Annotated in this window: 18 protein-coding genes and 1 tRNA gene; 9 read left to right on the forward strand and 10 right to left on the reverse strand. The window is 45.2% G+C overall.

What is annotated here, in order from left to right; all coding sequences use genetic code 11:
* Positions 1 to 5 precede the first annotated feature (5 nt).
* The 3 genes from mqnC to LO777_RS08085 form a co-directional block, all read right to left on the reverse strand.
* Positions 6 to 1,073: a cyclic dehypoxanthinyl futalosine synthase gene (gene mqnC / locus LO777_RS08075; protein ID WP_228857002.1), complete on the reverse strand. Its 1,068-nt coding sequence runs from the start codon at positions 1,071 to 1,073 to the stop codon at positions 6 to 8.
* Positions 1,066 to 2,163, reverse strand: a complete 1,098-nt coding sequence (gene mqnE, locus LO777_RS08080; RefSeq protein WP_228857003.1) for an aminofutalosine synthase MqnE — start codon at positions 2,161 to 2,163, stop codon at positions 1,066 to 1,068. Before mqnE ends, mqnC begins: the two co-directional genes overlap by 8 nt.
* A 104-nt stretch (positions 2,164 to 2,267) precedes the next feature.
* The gene (locus tag LO777_RS08085) at positions 2,268 to 3,593 is read right to left on the reverse strand and encodes a sigma-70 family RNA polymerase sigma factor (protein WP_228857004.1); all 1,326 of its coding nucleotides are present in this window, start codon (positions 3,591 to 3,593) and stop codon (positions 2,268 to 2,270) included.
* A gap of 451 nt (positions 3,594 to 4,044) precedes the next feature.
* Here LO777_RS08085 and malQ point away from each other — a divergent pair, with 451 nt between their 5' ends.
* The 8 genes from malQ (at position 4,045) to nadA (ending at position 14,604) form a co-directional block, all read left to right on the forward strand.
* Complete coding sequence (malQ, locus tag LO777_RS08090) at positions 4,045 to 5,643, forward strand: 4-alpha-glucanotransferase (RefSeq protein ID WP_268907559.1); 1,599 nt, start codon at positions 4,045 to 4,047, stop codon at positions 5,641 to 5,643.
* Positions 5,644 to 5,697: 54 nt separating this feature from the next.
* Positions 5,698 to 5,773: transfer RNA gene (locus tag LO777_RS08095), tRNA-Glu, on the forward strand.
* A gap of 310 nt (positions 5,774 to 6,083) precedes the next feature.
* Complete coding sequence (locus tag LO777_RS08100) at positions 6,084 to 6,986, forward strand: outer membrane beta-barrel protein (protein ID WP_228857006.1); 903 nt, start codon at positions 6,084 to 6,086, stop codon at positions 6,984 to 6,986.
* 613 nt (positions 6,987 to 7,599) lie between these two features.
* Positions 7,600 to 9,207 carry an esterase/lipase family protein gene (locus tag LO777_RS08105; protein ID WP_228857007.1) on the forward strand — a complete coding sequence of 536 codons (1,608 nt, stop codon included), beginning with the start codon at positions 7,600 to 7,602 and terminating at the stop codon, positions 9,205 to 9,207.
* A gap of 2 nt (positions 9,208 to 9,209) precedes the next feature.
* The gene (locus LO777_RS08110; RefSeq protein WP_228857008.1) at positions 9,210 to 11,849 is read left to right on the forward strand and encodes a tectonin domain-containing protein; all 2,640 of its coding nucleotides are present in this window, start codon (positions 9,210 to 9,212) and stop codon (positions 11,847 to 11,849) included.
* A gap of 159 nt (positions 11,850 to 12,008) precedes the next feature.
* Positions 12,009 to 12,227, forward strand: coding sequence for a hypothetical protein (locus tag LO777_RS08115; RefSeq protein WP_228857009.1), 219 nt, complete (start codon positions 12,009 to 12,011; stop codon positions 12,225 to 12,227).
* Between the two features lie 707 nt (positions 12,228 to 12,934).
* On the forward strand, positions 12,935 to 13,330 hold the full coding sequence (locus tag LO777_RS08120) for a hypothetical protein (RefSeq protein ID WP_228857010.1): 396 nt from the start codon (positions 12,935 to 12,937) through the stop codon (positions 13,328 to 13,330).
* 212 nt (positions 13,331 to 13,542) lie between these two features.
* A complete protein-coding gene (nadA, locus tag LO777_RS08125) occupies positions 13,543 to 14,604 on the forward strand; it encodes a quinolinate synthase NadA (RefSeq protein ID WP_228857011.1) in 1,062 nt (353 codons plus the stop codon).
* 46 nt (positions 14,605 to 14,650) lie between these two features.
* Here the strand turns inward: nadA and LO777_RS08130 are convergent, their stop codons facing one another.
* Both LO777_RS08130 and LO777_RS08135 read right to left on the reverse strand, forming a co-directional pair.
* On the reverse strand, positions 14,651 to 15,784 hold the full coding sequence (locus tag LO777_RS08130; RefSeq protein ID WP_228857012.1) for a tRNA-queuosine alpha-mannosyltransferase domain-containing protein: 1,134 nt from the start codon (positions 15,782 to 15,784) through the stop codon (positions 14,651 to 14,653).
* The gene (locus LO777_RS08135; protein WP_228857013.1) at positions 15,762 to 16,250 is read right to left on the reverse strand and encodes a YkgJ family cysteine cluster protein; all 489 of its coding nucleotides are present in this window, start codon (positions 16,248 to 16,250) and stop codon (positions 15,762 to 15,764) included. The genes LO777_RS08130 and LO777_RS08135 overlap by 23 nt, the downstream gene beginning before the upstream one ends.
* Before the next feature lie 35 nt (positions 16,251 to 16,285).
* On the opposite strand from LO777_RS08135, the gene LO777_RS08140 reads away from it, so the two are divergent.
* Entirely contained in the window at positions 16,286 to 16,762 is a 477-nt protein-coding gene (locus tag LO777_RS08140) for a YchJ family protein (RefSeq protein ID WP_228857014.1), read from the forward strand.
* Positions 16,763 to 16,772: 10 nt separating this feature from the next.
* On the opposite strand, the gene LO777_RS08145 is transcribed toward LO777_RS08140, so the two are convergent.
* From LO777_RS08145 to LO777_RS08165, 5 genes are all read right to left on the reverse strand, one after another.
* Entirely contained in the window at positions 16,773 to 17,981 is a 1,209-nt protein-coding gene (locus LO777_RS08145; protein WP_228857015.1) for an MFS transporter, read from the reverse strand.
* 114 nt (positions 17,982 to 18,095) lie between these two features.
* Positions 18,096 to 19,286: a bifunctional phosphopantothenoylcysteine decarboxylase/phosphopantothenate--cysteine ligase CoaBC gene (gene coaBC, locus LO777_RS08150; protein ID WP_228857016.1), complete on the reverse strand. Its 1,191-nt coding sequence runs from the start codon at positions 19,284 to 19,286 to the stop codon at positions 18,096 to 18,098.
* A 16-nt stretch (positions 19,287 to 19,302) separates the two neighbouring features.
* Positions 19,303 to 20,712, reverse strand: a complete 1,410-nt coding sequence (locus LO777_RS08155) for a sugar transferase (protein ID WP_228857017.1) — start codon at positions 20,710 to 20,712, stop codon at positions 19,303 to 19,305.
* A gap of 86 nt (positions 20,713 to 20,798) precedes the next feature.
* Entirely contained in the window at positions 20,799 to 21,755 is a 957-nt protein-coding gene (locus tag LO777_RS08160) for a glycosyltransferase family 2 protein (protein ID WP_228857018.1), read from the reverse strand.
* A gap of 25 nt (positions 21,756 to 21,780) precedes the next feature.
* On the reverse strand, positions 21,781 to 22,599 hold the full coding sequence (locus tag LO777_RS08165) for a glycosyltransferase (protein ID WP_228857019.1): 819 nt from the start codon (positions 22,597 to 22,599) through the stop codon (positions 21,781 to 21,783).

Genomic DNA, 22,599 nt, shown 5'->3' on the forward strand with positions numbered 1-22,599 from the left:
CTACCTTACCCACGTAAGTGATTTACCAGGGAATAGTCCATCCTTCGCTGCCCTGGTTCAAATCCTGCTCCGGTTACCAAATTACAGATCTCTTTTTCTGAAAGAGCAAACCTGACTCCGGCCGCTGCAACAACATTTTCCTCAATCATGGTTGAACCGAAGTCATTGGCGCCAAAATGGAGTGAAAGCTGTGCAATTTTGGGACCCTGAGTGACCCACGATGCTTGAATATTATCAAAATTATCAAGATAAATCCGTGACAGGGCCACCATTCGCAGATACTCCAGACCAGAACTCTTCTCTATTTCCTCCAGACGTGTATAATCAGGTTGAAACGGCCAGGCAATAAATGCAGTGAATCCTCCGGTTCGGTCCTGTAACTCCCTTAATCTACGCAGGTGCTCAAGCCGTTCAACAACAGTCTCCACGTGGCCGAACATCATTGTCGCCGTTGTCCTCAACCCCTGTTTATGAGCCTCTTCCATCACCGCCAGCCACTCATCTGCACTGCATTTTCTCGGAGCAATCAGCTGTCTTACCCGGTCACTGAGTATTTCCGCTCCACCCCCCGGAATAGAACCAAGACCGGCGAGTTTCAATCTCCTGATGACCTCGCTTATACTTTTTCCACTGATATTGGAAAAGTGGACAATTTCAGGAGGTGAAAAGCCATGGATATGAATAGAGCGTGAGCGTATAAACTGCACCATTTCCTCATAAAATGAAAAGGGCAGGTCCGGGTGCAGTCCCCCCTGGAGAAGAACCTGCGTTCCCCCCAGTTCTTTTGTCTCCCGGATTTTTTCATCAAGCTCATCAAAACCGAGAACATAACCTTCTTTTTTTTCAGGTTTTTTAAAAAACGCACAAAACTTACAAGCGGAAATACAGATGTCCGTATAATTGATATTTCTGTCAATAACATATGTAACCAACTTATCGGGATGCTTTCTCGTGCGAACCAGATCTGCCAACATACCAAGCTGGTGGAGCCCTCCCTCTCTTTCAAGATAAAGAAACTCTTCATCTGTAAGTCGTTCTTTTGAAATTATTTTATCAATTATTTTCTCAATCATGGATCTGCACCACATTAAAAAGCGTATCCCTCTCCACAGGAACTCTCCCTGCCTCCCTGATCAGCCTGATCAGGGTCCTGCTGCCGATAGCCTGATCCGTTGACGCTCCGGCCATATGGGTAATCACCTCTTCTTTCACGGTTCCATCCATATCATCCGCGCCAAAAGAGAGAGCTATCTGGGCCATTTTCGGGCCAATCATAACCCAGTATGCCTTGATATGGGGAAAATTGTCGAGAAACAGGCGGGCCACTGCCACATTTTTAAGATCTTCAATGCCATTTGGACCGGAAAGTTCTGCCATGGCTGTATTGCGCGGATGAAAAGCAAGAGGGATAAATGTCATGAATCCCCCTGTTTCATCCTGGACTTCCCGCAGATTATAGAGATGCTCCAGTCGCTCCTCATCAGTCTCAATATGACCATACAGCATGGTCGCATTACTTTTCAAACCAATCCCATGCGCAATTTTAGCAATTTCCAGCCACTCGTTTCCGGATATTTTCTTCTCACAGGTAATTTTTCTTACCCTGGGGCTGAAAACCTCCGCGCCACCACCCGGGAGAGAGCCAAGCCCCGCCTCCACCAGCTTTTCCAATGTCTTTTCCACATTCATGCCCGCCAGTTCAGCAAGATGAGCAATTTCCACACAGGTAAAGGCCTGAATATGTACATCAGGCCTCACGTCCTTGATACCTTTCAGTAATTCAAGATAATATGAAAATGGCAGATCAGGATGAATTCCCCCCACCATATGTATCTCCCTGATCGGCTCCGACAACCGCTCACGGACTTTTTCTTTCACATCTTCCACACTCATTTCATAGGCAAGATCTGAATCTTTTTCCCGGCCGAAGGCACAGAATTTACAGAGATTACTGCAGATATTTGAATAGTTTACATGCTGATTATAAATAAAATATGCGTCATTACCGTTCAACCGGTTCCTGACTATATCGGCAAGAAAGCCAAGTGCAAGAATGTTGGTACTTTTATAAAGATTAAGACCATCTTCCAGATCTAAACGTTCTCCGGCCTGAACCTTTTCAAGAATGCTTCCAAAGCCTGCTTCATGTATGTATTTATCCATCAGTTTTCCTTGTATGATAAAAGAAAAAAGGCCGGGTTATCCACCCGGCCTTCATATCACTTTTCCATGCTCCTTTCAGTACCCACTCGCAGCGGCCCGAAGAATCAGTCTATAAAAAACTTCAGCTTTTCCCGACGGCTGGAATGCCTCAATCTGTTCAGAGCCTTCTTTTCAATCTGCCTGATTCGTTCCCTGGAAACATTAAATCTCTTACCGATTTCTTCCAGAGTATACTCTGCTTTTTCACCAATACCGAAACGTAAACGAATGATTTTTTCTTCCCTCTCACTCAAGGTTCCAAGAATATCATTAACCCTGCCGGAAAGTTCTCTCGTCTGCACAGCATCATAGGGCGACTGGGATTCCTGGTTTTCAAGAAAATCACCCAGGGTTGAATCATCATCTCCTACCGGAGTTTCAAGGGAAATCGGCTCTCTGGATGCCTCAAGAATAGACAGGATTTTGTCCATTGGCAGGTTGATGGATTTTGAAATTTCCAGGGGAGTTGGTTCCCTGCCCAGTTCTTTGAAAAGGGCATAAAATGCCTTGAAAAACTGACTGCGTAATTCAAGAAAATGTACAGGAAGACGAATTGTCCGCGTCTTGTCCAGAATTGCCCGCGTAATAGCCTGACGAATCCACCAGCTGGCGTAAGTGGAAAATTTATTTCCCTTGGTGTAATCAAAACGAAAAACAGCCCGCATCAGGCCGAGATTACCCTCCTGGATAAGATCAGCCAGAGTCAGCCCCTGATGCATATATCGTTTGGCAATGGAAACGACAAGCCGCAGGTTGGCACGGATCATCGTGTCTTTTGCCACCTCTATGGACCGGCTGTAAGCTTCAAGTTTCGCCTGCAGCTCAAACAGTTCCCTTTTGTCGGGATATCTCTTGGCCGCACTGATTACAGAATAGCGCATGAAATTGAGCTGCTGCTTCTTGGGTTTAAGAGTCGGATCCCTCTTCTCCCACAGGTCAATTCTTTCACAGAGAACTTTCATATCGGGAGTGCCGGAACTGTCTTCCCGTATGGCCTTTATTATGGATTCGAACCCCTGCCTGATGGTTTTGCTGTATTTAGCCTCTTCTTCAGGAGTAAGGAGATCAAACCGGCCCATTTCCCGCAGGTAGGTGGTTGTTGTTTCCTCTCCCTCGTGGGAATCCTCTTCCGTTATAGGAAGCTCTTTTGCCTCCAGCTCATCGGCGCCTTCTTTTTTCTTTTCCCAGAGCTCACCCGACAGTGTTCTTTTCTCACCGTTTTTTTCAACCGTCACTATCTCAATAGCATGGGCACCGAGAAAATTAAAAATATTCTCTATTGCATTGGGATCCCTGATTTCATCCGGCAAGAGTTCGTTCAATGTATCAAAACTGATACAGCCTTCTTCTTTTCCAGCTTTGAGAAGATTTTCTTTAAGTTCAGGTAACACCTGTGAACCACTCCATCGCTTGAATTTTAGAGACTATCCTGTACAATAACTCGTACAATTCACAGAACAGTCATGGGAAAACCGAAGAAACCCCCGGTAATTTTTGACAAAAAAAAAGCCGGCGAGGAAGATCTCGCAAGCGTGTAGTATTTTAAAAAGAGCATATTCATACTTCACTTATCCTTAAAAAGCAATATAAAAATACAGATCAACTCAACTAACCAGTATGGCTTCCGAGAAGGTTCAGCCATTTTATGCCCTTTTGAGTTCAACAGACACTGTAAACCCCTATTGTTGCAGAAACACCTTTAATGGCAGGATTTTCAGATCAAAAAACACTCGCCGGACATCTCCAAGAAAATGCTTATGCTGAATATGAAACACTTGAGAATAATCCGGCAGTTGTTCTGCAAACTTATATTATAGCATCGAATTGCTCAGTTTCAAGGCAGTGATTGATCTTTTCATACCATTCTTTCTGCAGGCAGGGTCGAAAAATATATACATACAGGACACTACCATGACAAAAACGCGATCCAGCGGCATTCTTGCCCATATCAGTTCTCTTCCCTCCCCTTTCGGAATTGGTGATATTGGTCCGTCCAGTTTTCAGTTTATCGACTTTCTGGTGGCATGCAACCAGTCGTACTGGCAATTTCTTCCAATCGGGCCCACCAATTCCTTTTTTGGTGATTCCCCTTACATGGGTATTTCGGCATTTGCCGGATCTCCCCTGCTTATTTCCCCTGAGCTGCTTGAACAATCAGGCCTGATATCAAGAAAAGAACGTGACAACCACCCGGAATTTTCGCCATACATGACAGATTTTCCAGCAGTGTCCCAATATAAGAAGCAACTCCTCCAACTGAGTTATAAAAATTTTTCCGGCCACTCTTCGACCAAATACAAAAGTTTCCTCAAAAAACACAGTTTCTGGCTTGATGACTATGCTTTATTTATGACATTTCGAATAAAACACCATGAACAGGAATGGTCCAGATGGCCTTCCCCCGCCCGAAATCGTGATGAAAGTGCCATGGCTGCCCTGTATGAAAATGAGTTTGACACGATCAATTATTTCATATTTGAGCAGTTTATTTTTCATACGCAGTGGGAGGAGCTGCGCAGTTATGCACAAAAAAACAATATCCGCCTCTTTGGGGATTTACCCATATATGTTGGTTATGACAGTGTCGATGTCTGGGCAAACAGGGAACTGTTCACTCTTAACAGAAAAACCCTGAAACCGGACCCGGTTGCCGGTGTTCCTCCTGACTATTTCAGCCCCACAGGCCAGCGCTGGGGAAACCCTCTTTACAACTGGCATCATAGGGACGCGACAACCCGGGAAACTCTCTTCCAGTGGTGGAAACACAGACTGCAGAATGTTTTTTCCCTGGTTGACACTGTCAGAATTGATCACTTTCGCGGTTTCGAATCCTATTGGGCCATCCCGGGAAATGAACCTACAGCCGAAAATGGAGAATGGAAAAAAGGCCCGGGAAAAATCTTTTTCAACAGAATATTCAGAGAACTCGGTCAACTGGATATCATAGCCGAAGATCTCGGCATCATTACACCGGAGGTTGAAAAATTGCGTGATGATCTTGGTTTTCCAGGGATGAAAGTCCTGCAGTTCGCCTTTGATGACAATCCTGAAAACAATCACCTGCCGCATAATTATACCACACCAAACTGCGTCGTTTATACGGGCACCCACGACAATGATACTGCAGTGGGCTGGTTTCTCAGTAACCAGCTCAACGAAGGCCAGAGAGAAACCCTTAAAAAAATGGTAAACAGAGATATCCACGACAACAGCCCGGTGCACAGGGACCTTATCCACCTCGCCCAATCATCCATTGCCAGGCTCAGTATTTATCCCCTCCAGGATATCCTCGGCTTTGGAAGCGACTGCAGAATGAACGTCCCGGGAGTGGCCGATGGAAACTGGAAATGGCGATGCAGCCGGGAATTCCTCACAGAAGAAATTGCACGGTATCTCTCAGAAACAACACAACTGTTCGGCCGCGGAAGAAAAGAAAAATAATAGAGGGTAAATATATTGACAACCCCTTGCCAGTCAGTTATAAAGCACCACACTGGCCCCATCGTCTAGTGGCCTAGGACACCGGCCTCTCACGCCGGGAACAGGGGTTCGAGTCCCCTTGGGGTCACCAGGTTTCAATCCAGCAAATTCAACAGGTCTCATGTTGTTTTTGTTGGATTTTTTTTTGTTTTTTGTATTATACACTCTCCCCTCTTCGTTGCTGATTCTGTTACAGCGTGATTGCCTTGAGCATCTGACAACAAGATATCAAACAGGAATTCCAACTCAAGCTCACCTTGACCTTCAGACGCTGTAATCACCCTGAATATAAAATTCTAACATCCCCGGGGTTGAATTCACAATTGACCTTCACTTTTTCCCTAAAATCGATTATATGTGGCACGAGTTCTCATATTAAACCTAGACTTATGGATATTCTCATGAAAATCAAATCGTTACATAACAAATGGCTTACATCCGGCTTCATTGTCTCAACTGCAATACTGATGGGTTCCAACGCCAGTCTGGGTGCAGGTACAACCAGCCAGACCACCACTGAAGAATCCGCAGTTCAATCCATGGAAGCAAACGTTGAGGATACTGAAGCCACGGGCGAAACCACCGAAGAAACTGAAAGCGAGTTTTACAAAAACTACATCAAAGGTAAACTTTCCATCGGTACCCGAATTGTTTACCGCAGCCTGACCGATGGCGATTCAGGTGCCAAAGGCGGCCTGCAGGGCAGTGGTACATTTCTCGGCACTATCTACGCCCTGGATGAGGAGCAGAATTACGCACCGACAAAAATTTTCCTCGGTTACGATTTTACCAAATATTTTGGGATCGAATTGGCCTGGGATTCTATGGAAGCCTCCACGAAGGCGACCTCAATCTACAGCAGTGAAATTAAGAGTGATGGTGAAGTATCCCTTTACGGCCCTACACTCTCCCTGCTCGTCAAAATCCCAAACAAGACCCAGTTTACCCCCTATGGCGGTTTGGGAATCGGTTTTTTCTCAGCAGATTTTGACGAATCTGCTGACTGGGCTCTCGGCTACCAGGGTCCTTCGCATTATGAAAGCCTGGGATCCCCATCTACCCCTTTTAATGGCCATACCCGCTCAATGGAGGTTGACTCAACCACTGCATTCCTCCTGACCATTGGCGTTAGCTGGTTCCCGACCGAGAACTGGTTTCTGGATCTTTCCGGCCAGTATGTCAAAGCCGACACGGATGCAACTTTTACCAGTTTTCAGGACGGGGTACAGACCGGCACTCCCCAGACAGGAAACTTTCCAATGGACAACTTTGCAGTCCGCTTTGGAATCGGCTACAGGTTCTAACCCTCATTTTTCATGAACATTGTGTCAATTTTGACAATAATTGCAGAACACAAACAGTGAGAGTCCGGGCAACAAATCATGCTCCCTGGATTCTCACTGTTCCGCTGTCAACCTCACTCATTCCTCTCATCACTCTTCTTTACGATTGTTCAACCACTCACATAAAATATTTAACCCGCATTTTTCATGAACATTGTGTCAATTTTGACAATAACTGCAGAATACAAACAATCAGTCAACTCTCAGTAATTGAGCAAATTTTACACAATGGTCACCCAGGGTCAGTCCTGCCAATGCCATTTTCCGCACTATTTCTCCTGTAAATCCAGGTCACTGCAATTCACTGCCAGGCAAGCAAAAACTTCTGACATTTTGAAGCTGACACCGCCTGAACTGATGAGAAATGCGGGTTAATTTGTATTGAAAAATTTGATCATCCATATAAATTTAAATTCTTAATTCTAAAAGGAGAAAACTGGTTCCACCGAAAGAAGAAAAAACGGTTAAGCTGGGGGATACAATGTATAGGCCACTGAATTTACAGAAATATATTTGTACAATACTGTTATTTTTAATCTGTTTGGGCAACAATAATACGTCTTGGTCCAATGACATGAATAGCACAGGACTGCATGACCCACAGGAAATGACCATAAAACATGTTTTGACAGAAACTGGAACTGCGTTTGGCATTGGACCTGGATCTCACTGCACTTATGCATCGTACCAGGGCAATACTTTCTGTGTGGAAATAATTGGCCCAGAAAGGGGGGAAAAGGGGGCCATTCGTTATGGCCTGAATTATCCACTCCTTGATAAGCGTGGGTATTGCACAGGAAAAAACCTGGCCTGGATTTATGCGTGGAACTCTGAAGCTGCAGCAAAAGCGGATATGCTTCAACAAATTAAATTATGGGGAGCCAATTCCAAGCGAACTTTCCATGGAAAAATGGCCTTTGGTATAGGTTCCGGAAAAACTATTGACGCCTGGCAGGCAGGACGCTTCACTTTTATGGTTAACAACCCGCAACCGGACTTACCGACTCCTTCCAAAATGGAATTTGCCGAGGAACTTTATAGAAACGGGGCAATTTCAGGTCTATTCACCGATACAGGAAATGTCGTCCATGATACTGACAGGGATGGCGTTCCCAATGAAAGAGATAAATGCCCCGGAACAGCTCCGGGTACAACTGTCGATGCCAACGGCTGCATAAAAAGAGACATCTGGATTTCTGTTTCACCTGATCATTTTTCCCGGACAGGAGATATAGCCCAGATCGAAGTCAGGCTTGTGGGTGACAGCACCGAAAATTTTTCGGGAAAAACTGTACTCCTCGAGAACGGGAAAGAGAAACAGGGAAAAGTGACAGACTCATCCGGTTTAGTCAAATTTACTGTGAAACACAGTGACAAAAACCGTGCATCCTATTCATATAGAATACGAACTGAGAGATTCACTCGTACTATAACAATTCCCGTTATACAACTGGAAGCTGCTCTCGAAAAGAATCCATTGACTGGGAAACCATATACCGGAATTATCGCGGACGGAAAAACAGGAATTAAAATTATTATAAATACTACCGGGGTGTACAAGGGGCTGTTAATGGTCAAAAAACCTTCCCTTGGAACCATTCAATGTAACGGTTCTACTGCTCAATGTGGCACAATCCCCCTGACTGGCAGCAAACAGATAATCCTCAACTACTTTCCTCCAGCCTATCTGGCGAAATCGTATCTTAAAGAAAAAATTATACCCGGCAAGGAGACCCGGCAGATTGTAACTGATGCCATAAACACAGGAACCTACTACCTCAATTCCGGAAGACCGCCATTGGCAACCCGGGTACCTGTTGAGTTCACCTGTAAATATCCGGACGGTCGCACTTCAACTTTCGCAGTGAATATACTGCTCACCCGCCCACCAGTTCTGCTTGTCCATGGATTTACCGGCGGTAGAACTACCTGGGGGAAACTCCAGACCTATCTGGGCGGCGAAAAGTTTGATCCCGTCATTGATACTTATTATTCCGGTAACCAGGGGATCCATGCTCAGTCAAAATCTTTATCGATAAATATTAAACGTGAACTCAAACGATACAGGTCTATGGGATTAAAAGGTACCCGGGTCGATGTTATTGGACACAGTATGGGGGGCTTATTACCCGAAATTATATTCAGGGGTACCCACGTTTCCAGGGGGATATCCGAAAGCTGATCATGGTGGGCACTCCAAACCACGGTGTCAGTTATACAGATTATGCGGCAGGTGTCTTTGTCAGCGACTTTCTGGGGAAACATCGCCTAGCCGCCACCCAGCTTTACGCCAACAGCGCATTCATGAAAGTGCTTAACCAAGGTGAAGAAGCAGGGAGACATTTACGAACGGGTGTCCAGTATGGCAATATTTTTGGTAGCACGAACGATTATGTTGTTCCAATGGCATCTGCATTTTTAAATGGAGTCAATTTCAAGACAATCAGACACGTCACCCATTCTCCAGCTGTTCCTTTACCCGGTGTTCCCATAACAGAATCAAAACAGGTCTGGGACTGGATAAAAACCTTTCTGACCCATGATATACCACGTGGCACGTTGAAAAACATGCAGATCGAAATCGCCTCAGGAAGCGGAAACGTATTCAAACGTACTCTGGTGCCGAAAAACGGGACGTTCCTGGAACAATATGATAAAGTCAAAACCTATCCGACCAGCGTGCTTCCCTGGGAAGATATCGGTTGTGGTCCCAACAGTCAAACCCTGCTTCATCTGAAAATCGGTGGTTACCAGTGGGGGAGCATTCAACTCAGTGAAAACAGCCTGATAGAGCTGGGGTTTCTTTCACCTCAATCCGTAACTGTTCGTGTTCGAAAAGGAAAAGCCAGATTTGTCAGCATTGTACGAAAAGGTGGAGGTCATTTTACCGTAACGATCGGCCCTGAAAATTCAGGTCAATGGTTTACTTTTCACCCTAACGCAAAAATTGTAGGCCTTGACACTGATTTTGTTGTTACCGTTCGCTCTGACAGGAGTGTCAGAGTGGAAACCCTGCAGGGTAGAATACGGATAGAAAACAGCGCGGACAACTCGAACAGGAGCGACCTTATCGCGCAGGGACAGACTGTTGAAATATCTGACAGCGGAAAGATCAGACCAGGGGGTATTTTACCACAACCCACTCAAAACAAACCAAACCTTCCAAATGATCAGCAACCACCTGTTTCCTCTGATAAAATTTTTCACTTTGCTGCTGACAACTGGCAACCACATTCCCTTACCGAGGGTCGATGCACCAGTCAGGGAAACCAACTCTGCATTGATGCAATGCACCCCGGAGGCGCATGGTTCACGATACGTCGACCTTATGAATTTGCAAACGATTATACCGTCCGTTTTGATGTTAAACTGAATACAGCGGATAATCACTTTCCCATACTGTACAGCGACGGTTTTGTTTATGTGATGATTGACTGGGGAACAAGGTTGGGGCATTATCAACCAGGCCGATCATATAATCTAAAGGATATAGTCAATCTTCAACAGGGACGATGGTACAAAATACGTATTGAGGCACACCCATCTCAAAAAACTTTTGATCTGTACCTGGATAACAGGCTCATCAGCACAGCAACAGGCATCATCCCTTTTAAAAATTATCATACCACAAGCCCACAGATAACAGACAGTGGAGTTATCTGGCTGGGTGATGCCGATTCTGTTGCCTACAGGGGAGGGAGATATAATCGAGGCAGTCTCTGTTGGAAAAACATAACTGTAACACAAGGAAAACACTCTGCAAATACTCACGGAAACACTCCCCATAAAGCGAAAGAATATGTCTGGGTTTTGAATAACAGTCGCCAGATATACCGCTGGAATGGAGCAAACTGGGATCATATTCCCGGACAAGCAACGGATATCGGAGTCGGTGCCAATGGAACCGTATGGATCATCGGCAATAACCCTGTGACTTATGGTCATTCTATTTTCCGCTGGATGGACAATATCCAGGCTTTTGTCACGGTCCCGGGAGAAGCAGTCCGGGTTGATGTTAATCACTTTGGCATCCCATGGGTAGTCAACAATTCCGGTGATATCTACCGCTGGAAAAAACGCCAATGGGAACATGTTCCCGGCAAAGCGACAGATATTGGAATCGGTCCTGATGGCAGTGTCTTTGTCCTTGGAATAAACCAAATTCAGGGCAATTATGAGATATATCACTGGAACGGTTCAGGGTGGGATCTTTTCCCAGGCAGGGGCATTCGTATTGACGTGGACGCTTCCGGCAATCCCTGGGTTGTCAATAGTGCAGGAAATATCTACCGTTGGACAGGAACGAAATGGGAACTTTTGCCAGGACTGGCTACCGATATCTCCATCGGCAAAGTAACCGCCTGGGTCACCGGAACAGACAATGTATCAGGTGGACACGGAGTTTACCGATGGAACAGTCAGTCAAGAAACTGGAATCGAATCCCCGGTGGTGCTGTCGCCATTTCTGTCGGAGCCCCTCCTGCTGCAAAAGAAATGCTACCGCATCTTACAAGCGGTATTTATCGGGTTGATGCTCAAGTCGGTGGGACAGTCTACCATTCGACCTGGAAACTCAATGTGATGAATGATCAGATCAGTGGAACATCAGAATGGATCTGCTGTCCACACAAACGTACCGATCCGATGACCGGCAGAATTACCGGTAATTCTATTACAATCAAACGGAACTGTACAGGGCAGGGATATAACAGACCATGCGAGCAAACATACAGAGGGAACATCATCAATAGACGTATTGAAGGAGACGCAATCGGCACCGGCTTGGAGATGAAAAACCACTGGGTGTTATATCTTGATAAATAAAATCCGGATTACCCACAGAACTCAGTTTGATACGTGGTTCCCAACCTGGCGAGGTTTCTCAGGGAGTGTCTGTCCTTAAATGGCCTTTTCGCCCGATTTCTGGACAGACACCAGGGGACAAAAATAAAAATGGCAGTTCAATCCACATGAAAAAAATTCATGAAAAATTATTGTAATCGCTTTAGAGGATATATCCTGTTGAGCATGTCTCTTGCCCTGATCCTGGGCCCTTTCAAAGGTAACCTGTTCATGGATTTCAGCTTTTCCCGGGCCAACATTTTCAAATATGTCATTGCAGTGCTCTTTATACTGGGAGGCATTATACTGATGCGCAACACCAACAAAGCTGTTAAAGGAATTCCTCTTAACCCCCGTTGATCTCAATTCATCGGAGACTGTATTATAATAATGTTTTTAAGTACGTTGGCCTATGGTTTATGTTCTTACGGTGTTAACAAAATCACCACCATTACTCCGTATCTGTACGACCCCATAGCAATGGGATTGAGGACAATTACCTATCTGCCTGTAACAGCGCTGTTTGCTGCCTTGTCCTTTCAATTTGGACAGAGCATTGAAGTAAGTAAAAATGAAATACTCATTCATTCTGCCGGAAAAACTCAACGGTTTCACTGGAGAGAAATCCTCGGTTTTGAGCTGAAAAACACATATATCATTGCTATAAATACTGCTTTTTCAGCTCCCAGAAAAATGCAGACTAAACTGGTTATTCATACTCGAAAAAAAAGATTGAACTCATTGAGCCCGGTTCTAAAAAAACAAAAAAACGACTCATCCGGGAACTGACAAAAAACGCTCCAGATCACTTAAAAACAAATATTGTACAGTTATCAGGTACATGGTGAAAAGATACAGCCTGCAACTAGCCTGAAAAAAACCTGGATTGTTATTTGATTGCCAGTAACAACCCGGTGAATGCCAGCCGAGCCAGATAGACCAGAGAGCCAGACACGAAGTAAGGAAACAGGGTCATCTTGAGTATATGATAAAAAACTGTTTTCAGAAGAATTAATCCTGTTATAGTTGGCCATTCAATGCTCAATTTTTACAAGACTTTTGTTGTTATGGGACAAAAAAAAGATACCACCAGTTCCACAGAAAAATTCAAGATATATTCCCCGGAAGAGGCTTTTCAACACCTCACCCAAATACGATCCGAAGAAGAACAACAGCTTTATGTGGCAACAGATGAGATCCTTTTTCATGTATGGGACGCACTCTGTATTTCCATTGACAAAAAATGCAGGGATGAATACCTGCCCTACCTGCCCCACGTTTTTGACCTTCTGAAAAACACCAGTGATGGCCGTGAGATATACGAATACCTGATTTATATCGAAGAACGGCTTGGTACACCCCCGGGAGACAATCTTGCCCCGAGGCGTGCCAATCGCACAGTTGATATTCTTCTGAAATACCGCACTGCCATTCTCAGGTCATCAAGTCGCGAAGAGGAGTAACCACTTCTTTGAAAAAGGTACATTTTTGGTTTCATTATTTCTTCAATAGACTTATATTCTCATGCAAAAGAATCATTTTCATTCCTGATTTTTTTCAATATCCAATACAGGGTGCTTTGGGAAAAGATTTGTTTTTTTCGCTACGACCTAATAATTGAAAAAAACATCAATTTTTCAATGTTGCCTGAAAATTTGAGGCGTAAAGTGCGACAATGACGACACAAGGTACTGATCCGGAACAGCTATCACTTCCCAAAATCGTGGTGCCCCCACATCCAGTCTGGCCGGAACTGAATGAAAAAGAAACGAGAGCTCTCAAGGATAGAATTAAAAAACTGCTGAAAGAGCAGAATGGTGTCCTTGTTGCTCATTATTATACCAGTGGTGCCCTGCAGGATCTTGCAGAAGAGACCGGCGGCTGCGTCGCTGACTCCCTTGAAATGGCAAGATTCGGTACTGAGCATAAGGCAGAAACCCTTGTGGTCGCCGGAGTTCGTTTCATGGGTGAAACTTCCAAAATTCTAAACAATGAAAAACGGGTACTCATGCCCGATCTGGCGGCCACCTGTTCCCTTGATGAAGGCTGCCCCCATGAATTGTTTTCATCATTTTGTGACAAATACCCCGACTATACAGTCGTTGTCTATGCCAATACCAGCGCCGAGGTAAAGGCCCGTTCAGACTGGGTAGTTACCTCCGGTATCGCCCTGCCCATCATCAAACATCTCGCGGAAAAAGGAGAAAAAATTCTCTGGGGCCCGGACAAACACCTGGGAAGGTACGTGCAGAAACTCTCCGGAGCTGAAATGATTTTCTGGCCGGGATCCTGTGTTGTCCATGAGGAATTCCGTTCAGTGGCCCTTGAGAGACTGAAAAAACTGCATCCGGAGGCAGCAGTCCTGGTGCATCCGGAATCAACAGAAGCTGTTATTGAACTTGCCGACGTGGTCGGTTCTACTACTGCTCTTATCAAGGCTGTCACTGACATGCCGAACCGTGAATTCATCGTGGCAACGGATGCAGGTATCTTCAACAAAATGCGCCAGTTGGCACCGGGAAAAATCCTTATGGAGGCACCGACTGTCGGTGAAGGAGCTACCTGCCAGAGTTGTGCCAACTGCCCTTGGATGGGGATGAATTCCCTGCAAAACCTGGAAGAAGTACTGAAAACCGGGAAAAATGAAATCAAGGTTTCCAGCGAGCTTGCCTTAAAAGCCCGGATTCCCATTAGGAGAATGCTCGATTTCGCAAAAACCATGCAAAAAAATAATTAATTACACCTCAATCCTGCAATTGGCAGTTTGTCGGAGATGCGAGGCATCAAGGGCTCCGAAGTGCAGGATTGAGGTTACACTCTTTCTCTACCGGTCCTGCCTGTAACCAGGACCGGTATTTTTCCCTCATCGCTCCCCAGCTCAACCTGTCGGTGATCGTTCTGATCTCCATATCATCAAGACTTTTCCTGTCTTGAATAACTTCCTGCAGGCGGGCTGTCAGGTCCCCTTCACGATATAAAAATCGTGGTTCAAAAAGTTCAGGGTATGAAAGTCTATCAGGCAGCAATGGATAGCATCCTGCCCGAACAGCCTCTATTACTGAAATACCATAAAACTCGTGAAAAGCAGTGGAAATAACAATGTCTGCCTGCTTCAGGAAGGTGACATACCGATCATAAGATTCCACGTAACCACAGTGAAAAATTTTCGTTTCAAATCGTTCCATAGCCCTATCAAAACAATCAGGGTAAAACCGGAATTTCTGACCAAGAAGGATGAGACGAAAATCAATCCGGTTCAGCTCAAGCTCTGTCAGGGTATTAAAAAAATCTTCCGGATTTTTATCATGCTCCCAACGATGATTCCAGACAATAACCGGAACCCGGTTATTTTTTTTTCTTCCCCCTCTATCAATGCAGGTAAAATCAAGGGGCGGATAAAGAACTGTACTCTTTTTCCGCAGAGCATCGATTACCCATACCAGGTCCATATCCGCCGCCTTTTTTATATATTTGCGACATCCCTTTAAAAAACTTTCATAATTGTAAATGGTGTTGAACGCAATCCCATCCGAAACCAAACCACTGTTGAAATTTATGGCGGTGAACTGAAAGCGGGTGGGGTCTGGGATCTGACCGGGATAACTGAACTGATTTTCATGGAAGTAGGTAAGAAACCGTGCTGAAGGATTCCAGCCATTAAGACCGCTCAGCAGTCCTTTCAGCATACCCACATCAACAAAGGTTGAGCAGAGAACCGTATCAAAATACCTCTTCTGGCTTTCCAATTTCCTGATCTGTTTATAAAACCAGGGAGCTGCCAGTTGCATGCGCATCTTCCATTTTCTCGCGGGCAGTGTCATAAGTGTATATTCTGCAGAAACATGGTGACACAACCCGTCAAGAAACTGTTTATGTGAACCACCGTAATATGGCTCAAGGACGAGAATTTTTTTCATCAGTTTTTCCCTTTTCCATCGCCTTTTTCAACTCCCTTTCAAATGGTATGACTTCCGCAAGAGAGTACCCGCAACCATCAGGCAAGGTTCCCCCACAGAAAAACAATGATTTTTCCGGAAAACTCCTGCAGAGCGGCAGACGTTTTTCATGATCTCTGCAGAGCCCTTCTTCCGTCAGCCATGTACAACGAAAAAGAAGAAAACCCTGTCCATCCTTTCCTGTTATTTCAAATCGTTTATATTCTGGGTACTCTGTCACAATTCCGTCAAATTTCATTTCATCCCGTAACCAGCCGTCAGTGTGTTCCAGACTGATTGACTGACAACATTGCCCGCAGTTCGTGCAGTGGCCGGTTACCAGTACTGTTTTGCCTGTCAGTTTAAGTCGAACAAACCGAAGGAATCCAAGAAGGGAAAAAGTTTTATTTCTCTTGATAAATCGGCATATTTCACGATAAATAGACATTATTCTTTATAAAATTCTATACCAGGAAGAGAAAAATGACACACGAAACCACCCCCTGCCCCTGCGGCAGCGGTGAACCGTTTTCAGCATGCTGCGATCCTGTTCTCAATAATCATAGTCGGGCAGAAACAGCCCTGCAACTGATGCGTTCAAGATATACAGCCTTTATCCACAAACATGACAAGCATATTCTTGCAAGCTGGGATCCTTCAACCCGGCCAAGATCACTGAACCATGATGCTCATCCCGTTTCCTGGGTTGGATTACAAGTCCACGAAACGGAGAAGGGCATGGAAAATGATACCGAGGGAACCGTAACCTTCACCGCATCCTATATAGAACAGGGACAACTCTGCCATCTCAGGGAAAAAAGCAAGTTTCGCAAAGACAACGAACTCTGGTTTTATATTCATGGAGAATGTGAACTGAAAAAAGAAAAAATTTCCAGAAACAGTACCTGCCCCTGCGGATCAGGAAAGAAGTTTAAACGCTGTTGTCTGCAGGTAAGTTGACTGTTGAGAATTACAGTTCTCTTTCTGAGGTTTTTCGCCAGAGAAACACGATCACAAGACAGATCAGCAGAGATACCGCTGCAAGCGCATAGAAAACACATTCTATCCCCCAGTGCAGCTTTATCATTTTGATTATTTTAACACTCAGCGCCCCAACCCCAAAGGTGAGAATAAATTTCATACCATAAGCTGAACTGATGAGCTTTGGAGGAGTAAGTCTTGCTACGAGCGTATTTTCGATAGGCTGCATGCCCAGGAGAAAAAAACCATGGAGAATGGCAAAAAAGATTAATGGTATATTAGCCGTAAGGGCCATCCCTATTGCCGCTGGAATGGTAATCGCGTGGAATAAAAAATAACTGCCCCGAAGATCATATTTTTCTCCGACCATACCACCGAAAAACTGACCAGCCATACCACCGATATAAATAATGGAGGTAAAAAGTGTCGCCGTTACATTGGCAGATCCCATTCCTCCGGTCAGACGGGTGAGGAAGTCAAAAAGTCCACCGTTTTTCAGCTCAAAATAAGACGGCAGGGTAACGGATGTCCCACGATAAACTATTCCTCCAAGCATCATGGCCACCAGAAGAATATAAAAAGGGGTCCAGGATGAAAACGAATTCACCTTGACCGGAACAGAATGCTTTTTTCCCCCTCCTCCGGTCACCCCGGCCCTGCCGGGAAGTAGAAAGACCAGCCCCAGAAGATTCATTCCACTCACAACAATGTATAGTGTATCTATACTGTAAAAATAATTTATAATTCCGGCAATAAATGGCGCGGCCGCAAGACCCAGGTTGCCAAACATCCCGTTTATTGCCATGGCAGTACTGGTTTTTTCTGTTTCTCTTGCAATCCAGCCAAGGCCTGCCGGATGATAAATACCTGAAAACAAACCTGTTCCTGCCAGAGCAAAGCTGAAGAGAGCAGGTCTATCAATACACATGGCTGCCCCGAATGCACAAACCGCTGCTCCCAGATGAAAGACGGAAAGCAGTTTCCTCGGTCCGAACCGATCCGCAAGAAATCCCCACGGAAGTGCCGACAATCCAAAAAGAAGATACATCAGAAAAGACAGACCAAGGGTGTCAGCCATCTCGAGCCCCAGCCTTGCCGAGAGTGGTAACAGCACCGCTGGAAAAACCATCATATTGAAATGGCTCATAAAATGACCATAACATGCCACAATAAGCAGGGAACGTTCTCTTTTTGTCATAATCCCAACATTTTTTTACATGAATCCGCCATACATTCAGTTGCATGTGATTACAGGCAACTCAATTTGAGCAACCAGTTACACCCGGAGTCTCTTTCAGGTTAAGAATTGGAGTTACAGAGAACAAATCCTGTCCAGAAGTAAATCGGCAGTATGCAGTTTACCCGTGAGGGGCAACTGCTCTACCCTGCTTTTTGAAAGAAGAAGGAGTTGATTGCTTTCAGATTCAAAACCCGTATTTTCTCCACTGATATTATTTACGGCAATAAGATCCAGGTTTTTTCTCTTCAGTTTTTTCTCACCTTCCTCACGCAATCGCCTGCTTTCAGCGGCAAACCCGATCAGAAGCTGGCCCTTTTTTTTTCTTCTACCAAGTTCAAGAAGAATATCAGGGTTCTGGACAAGAGAAAGAGCTGGGGATATCTCTTCTTTTTTCACTTTGTGAACGGCCTGCTCACCTGGTCGATAATCTGCAACAGCTGCACTTTTAATTATAATATCAGCCTGTTCTGAATGTTGAAGAACAGTTTCATACATCTCTTGTGCAGTTTGGACCTCCAGCCGTTTCACCCCTGCAGGGCAGGTAAGAGCTGTGGGACCACTGACAAGAATCACCTTCGCTCCTCGGCGAAAAGCTGCTCTGGCAATAGCATATCCCATCTTTCCTGAGGATCTGTTACTCAGAAAACGGGCGGGATCAATGGGCTCCCTCGTAGGTCCTGCTGTTACCAGAACCGTTTTTCCCGCAAGATCCTGTTGCGTAAGAGCTCTTGCCAGGTACTCCTCCACAATTTCCCAGTCAGCCAGCCGCCCCTTCCCCTCATCACGGCATGCCATCCTCCCATAACCCGGCTCGATAATTTCATAACCGAATGTTTTCAGTTTTTGAATATTTTCGATGGTTGCCGGATGATCATACATCCTGGTGTTCATGGCCGGGCAGACAAGAACTTTCGTCCGGGTGACCAGGGCTGTTGAGGTGAGAAGATTATCGGCAATTCCCGCAGCCAGACTTGCAATGGTATTGGCAGTAGCGGGAGCGATCAGCAGAACATCCGCCTCACCTCCCAGACTGATATGAAGCATGGGATCATCACTTTCAGCAAACATATCCCCCACCGTCTTTATTCCTGTGAGAGCAGAAAAGGTGAGAGGTGTTACAAATCGGGTTGCGGACTCGGTCATAATCACTTTTACTTCCGCCTCTTCCTTAACCAGTGTGCTCACCCAACCTGCCACTTTAAAAGCGGCTATTGAGCCGGTTACACCCACTACAATCCTCTTTCCGGCAAAACAGTTTCCCATGACCTTTTCTCCGCAGTCAATATGCTCCGTTGCCCTTCACCATACAATAGACAGTCTTGGCAATAATTTTTATATCAGTCCATAAAGAATAATTGAGAATGTACCAGTCGTCCATGCGAACTCTCTCACCGTATTCATCCACGTCGGAACGACGTCCCACCTGCCAGGGCCCCGTTATACCTGGCTTCATGGAGCAGTAGCGTCCCGCGCTTTCCTTGTAAAAATCGTTCAGTTCATCCCCCACAATTGGTCGGGCTCCGACCACACTCATGTCTCCCCTCAGAACATTAATAAACTGTGGAAACTCATCAAGACTCGTCCGTCGCAGCAATCTGCCAAACCGGGTTACACGTGGATCATTCTTTAGTTTGAAATGCTGCTCCCACTCTTTTTTGAGTTCGTCATTTTCATCAAGCAGTTTCTGGAGCTCCCTGTCTGCTCCAACTTTCATTGTTCTGAACTTCAGACAGTCAAATGTTTTTCCCGCCGCGGTAATCCTTTTATGTTTGTAAAAGACGGGGCCGCCGTCACTGATTTTGATCAGCAGGGCAATAACAATCATCAGTGGGGAAAAGCAGATGAGCACAGCAAGTGAAAAAAAGAGATCGAACCCCCGCTTCCACTCTGTGTGGGGATTAAAATTCAATATCAGCAAATCCCCGAGGGACTGAATCTCCGCGTGATGAAGACCATAAACATAGAGATCGGGAACGAGATAAATTCTGGCTCCAAGGGATCTGCATTCTCTGAGGATAGTAAAAATTTTTCTCTCTGCCCGCATGGGCAGGGCAATATACACATAATCAATATCATGTTGTTCAAGATAACCGTTGATGGCGGAAATATTTCCGAGCACCGGTTTTCCATAGACTTCCGTAACTGTTTCTTCATCTATCTTGTCATCAAAAAAACCGAGTACCTCTATCCCCGCCCAGGGCATTTCCTCGACTTCCTTGACAAGTGTTATACCAAGATCTCCGGCTCCCACCACCACTGCCCGCCTGACATTTTTTCCCTTTGCCCTGATAACTCTGAGCATTTTTCGGGCAAGGACATGAATGAAAAAGAGAAAAAACGGAGTGGTAACCGACCAGACCAGGAACACGACCCGGGAATAGGCAATGGATATCTTGAATATGAAAAAATAGAACAGCAACAAGCCGATAACAGCTGCCCAAGCTTTCAAAATCACAAGAAACTCAATAAAATAACGCCATCCACGCCAGGAACGATATAATTGAAACGACTGAAAACTGATAAAACAGAGAACAAAGGTGATAACCAGAAGACGGGTATAATATGGACTCCACGGAACCCTGTACCAAAGAACCAGCAGTGAAAGATAACCGACAGTAAAACAGCAGTCAAAGAGATGCAGCAGCCTGGCGATCAGGGAACTCTGCTGACGAAGATTTATTGATAACATACACTTATATATGATCGACCAGGAATGAAACTGTCAGTGGAACAGCATCCTGTTTTTTTATTTTTTTACCTGAATCCGTGGTGGATTCAGGTTGTATTCCGGCGCTGCCACCAGGTTCTGTTCATACTGAACGAAGAATGTAAAAACGGTGGCAGCAGAGTATATTTTCTGCCCAACCTATAGCCGGTAAACTTTAATCCTGTACGGATGATAAATTCTATTGCTGTAATAAACTTTCCTTCCTTCAACAACTGTGCAAAAGCAGAACGGACAAAACTGAAACCGATCCCTTCAGCGGTCCCAAAGGTATCAAGTAACCATTTTTCCGATGAGTGCAGAACGCCGGTATCATAGGCCCTCCGGAACTCTCCCTGCAATGAATAATTATGGCTGTGATACACTGCAGCTTCGGCAACATAGGCTATCGTGCCTCCATCCTGAAGAATTTTCCCCACAGTACAGGTATCCTCACCAAAAATCAAACCGTTCCTGAAGCTTCCAACCGCAAGAAGATTCCTCCGCCGATAGGCTGCAAAAGAATTGGATGTAAAAATTGTCCGCAGTCCCAGTTTTTGACGATCGTTAAAAGATCGTTTCTGTGACCTTTCCGGGTAATTAAAGCGCCGAAGAAAAGCTGCATGCCAGCTCGCATCAGCAGCAGGAAGCTGGCGACCATAGGAGCAGACACATGATTCACCATTCCCCACGAGAGGCTCTATAAGAAGCCGCAGGGCAGCAGAAGATGCAAATTCGATATCCTGAGTCAGAAAAACTATTATTTCCCGATTGGTTTTTCCAACCAGAAACGTCCTGGTTCCGCCGTGATCAAAATCCTCACGGTTTACCCTCCATACCCTGGCTCCGTATTTCCTGCAGATGTCCACCGTTCCATCTGAAGATGATGAATCTGCAACAAGGATTTCAGCAGGTTGCAGATCTTGTTTCTTCAGACTGACAAACAGTTTTTCCAGCGTATCTCCCCCGTTGAGGGTTGGAATAAGAATGCTGAATGCGTTTTTTTCAAAAGCCTTTGTCACGTCCATCCCTCAAACCTGAATCCTTGCCCGGTCATAGCCTGCAAAACCTCACCAGCAGATATTTTGTAATTGCCCAGAGAATGTATGGTGACGGATGTTTCCTGTAGAGCTGTATCTCGTTTTTCGAGGCCATGAGACGCAGATTAAAAGGAATCTTCCTCCTGTCTCTCCTCCAGCCACGGCAATGAAAGGCAACAAGACAGGGCTCATAGACAAGATCATAGCCATCCCGATGCAATCGCAGTGAAAGTTCAATGTCCTCCTTGTACAGAAAAAAAAGCGGGTCAAAAACTTCTTCGCCATATCTTCTCAGTACCTCAACCGGACATATCATTAACGCTCCGCAAACTGCCGGCAGAGTATTTTTTTTATTATACCGGCCTCGATCCTTCTCCCCCATACCCCGGTCATACCAGCGACCATACCATTTGCGGAAGATACCGGTGGAATCTATCTTCCCGGTAGCCCTGTTTTTTCCCGGATCATAGCCCAAAAGTTTACCGGAAAGTATGCCGATTTTCTTCTTCCCATCCATTACATCAAGGACTTTGGCAAGAAAACCCGGGGGAAGAAAGGTATCCGGATTCAGAAACACGACTATTCCCTCAAGATCCTGTACAAGGGAAAACCCGAGATTATTTGCCCTTCCAAAACCTATATTACCAGTCTTCACCAGCTTGATATTGTCTGCCTTTCTGCAACATTCCAGGTACTGTCTGTCTGCAGAACCACTGTCCACAATGATAATTGATGTTATTTCAACAGTCTGCGCGGCCAGGTGGGTAAGACACTGGGGCAGGACTTCCTGAGAATCATGGGTAACAATGATTATATGTATTCCGGCAGTCAT

It is taken from the genome of Desulfomarina profundi, assembly GCF_019703855.1.
GTDB classification, from domain to species: Bacteria; Desulfobacterota; Desulfobulbia; order Desulfobulbales; family Desulfocapsaceae; genus Desulfomarina; species Desulfomarina profundi.

Coding starts and splice junctions, on each gene's coding strand:
- mqnC (WP_228857002.1), bottom strand. CDS start 1,073: ATGATTGAGAAAATAATTGATAAAATAATTTCAAAAGAACGACTTACA.
- mqnE (WP_228857003.1), bottom strand. CDS start 2,163: ATGGATAAATACATACATGAAGCAGGCTTTGGAAGCATTCTTGAAAAG.
- LO777_RS08100 (WP_228857006.1), top strand. CDS start 6,084: ATGAAAATCAAATCGTTACATAACAAATGGCTTACATCCGGCTTCATT.
- LO777_RS08105 (WP_228857007.1), top strand. CDS start 7,600: ATGAATAGCACAGGACTGCATGACCCACAGGAAATGACCATAAAACAT.
- LO777_RS08110 (WP_228857008.1), top strand. CDS start 9,210: ATGGTGGGCACTCCAAACCACGGTGTCAGTTATACAGATTATGCGGCA.
- LO777_RS08115 (WP_228857009.1), top strand. CDS start 12,009: ATGAAAAATTATTGTAATCGCTTTAGAGGATATATCCTGTTGAGCATG.
- LO777_RS08120 (WP_228857010.1), top strand. CDS start 12,935: ATGGGACAAAAAAAAGATACCACCAGTTCCACAGAAAAATTCAAGATA.
- nadA (WP_228857011.1), top strand. CDS start 13,543: ATGACGACACAAGGTACTGATCCGGAACAGCTATCACTTCCCAAAATC.
- LO777_RS08130 (WP_228857012.1), bottom strand. CDS start 15,784: ATGAAAAAAATTCTCGTCCTTGAGCCATATTACGGTGGTTCACATAAA.
- LO777_RS08135 (WP_228857013.1), bottom strand. CDS start 16,250: ATGTCTATTTATCGTGAAATATGCCGATTTATCAAGAGAAATAAAACT.
- LO777_RS08140 (WP_228857014.1), top strand. CDS start 16,286: ATGACACACGAAACCACCCCCTGCCCCTGCGGCAGCGGTGAACCGTTT.
- LO777_RS08145 (WP_228857015.1), bottom strand. CDS start 17,981: ATGACAAAAAGAGAACGTTCCCTGCTTATTGTGGCATGTTATGGTCAT.
- coaBC (WP_228857016.1), bottom strand. CDS start 19,286: ATGGGAAACTGTTTTGCCGGAAAGAGGATTGTAGTGGGTGTAACCGGC.
- LO777_RS08155 (WP_228857017.1), bottom strand. CDS start 20,712: ATGTTATCAATAAATCTTCGTCAGCAGAGTTCCCTGATCGCCAGGCTG.
- LO777_RS08160 (WP_228857018.1), bottom strand. CDS start 21,755: ATGGACGTGACAAAGGCTTTTGAAAAAAACGCATTCAGCATTCTTATT.
- LO777_RS08165 (WP_228857019.1), bottom strand. CDS start 22,599: ATGACTGCCGGAATACATATAATCATTGTTACCCATGATTCTCAGGAA.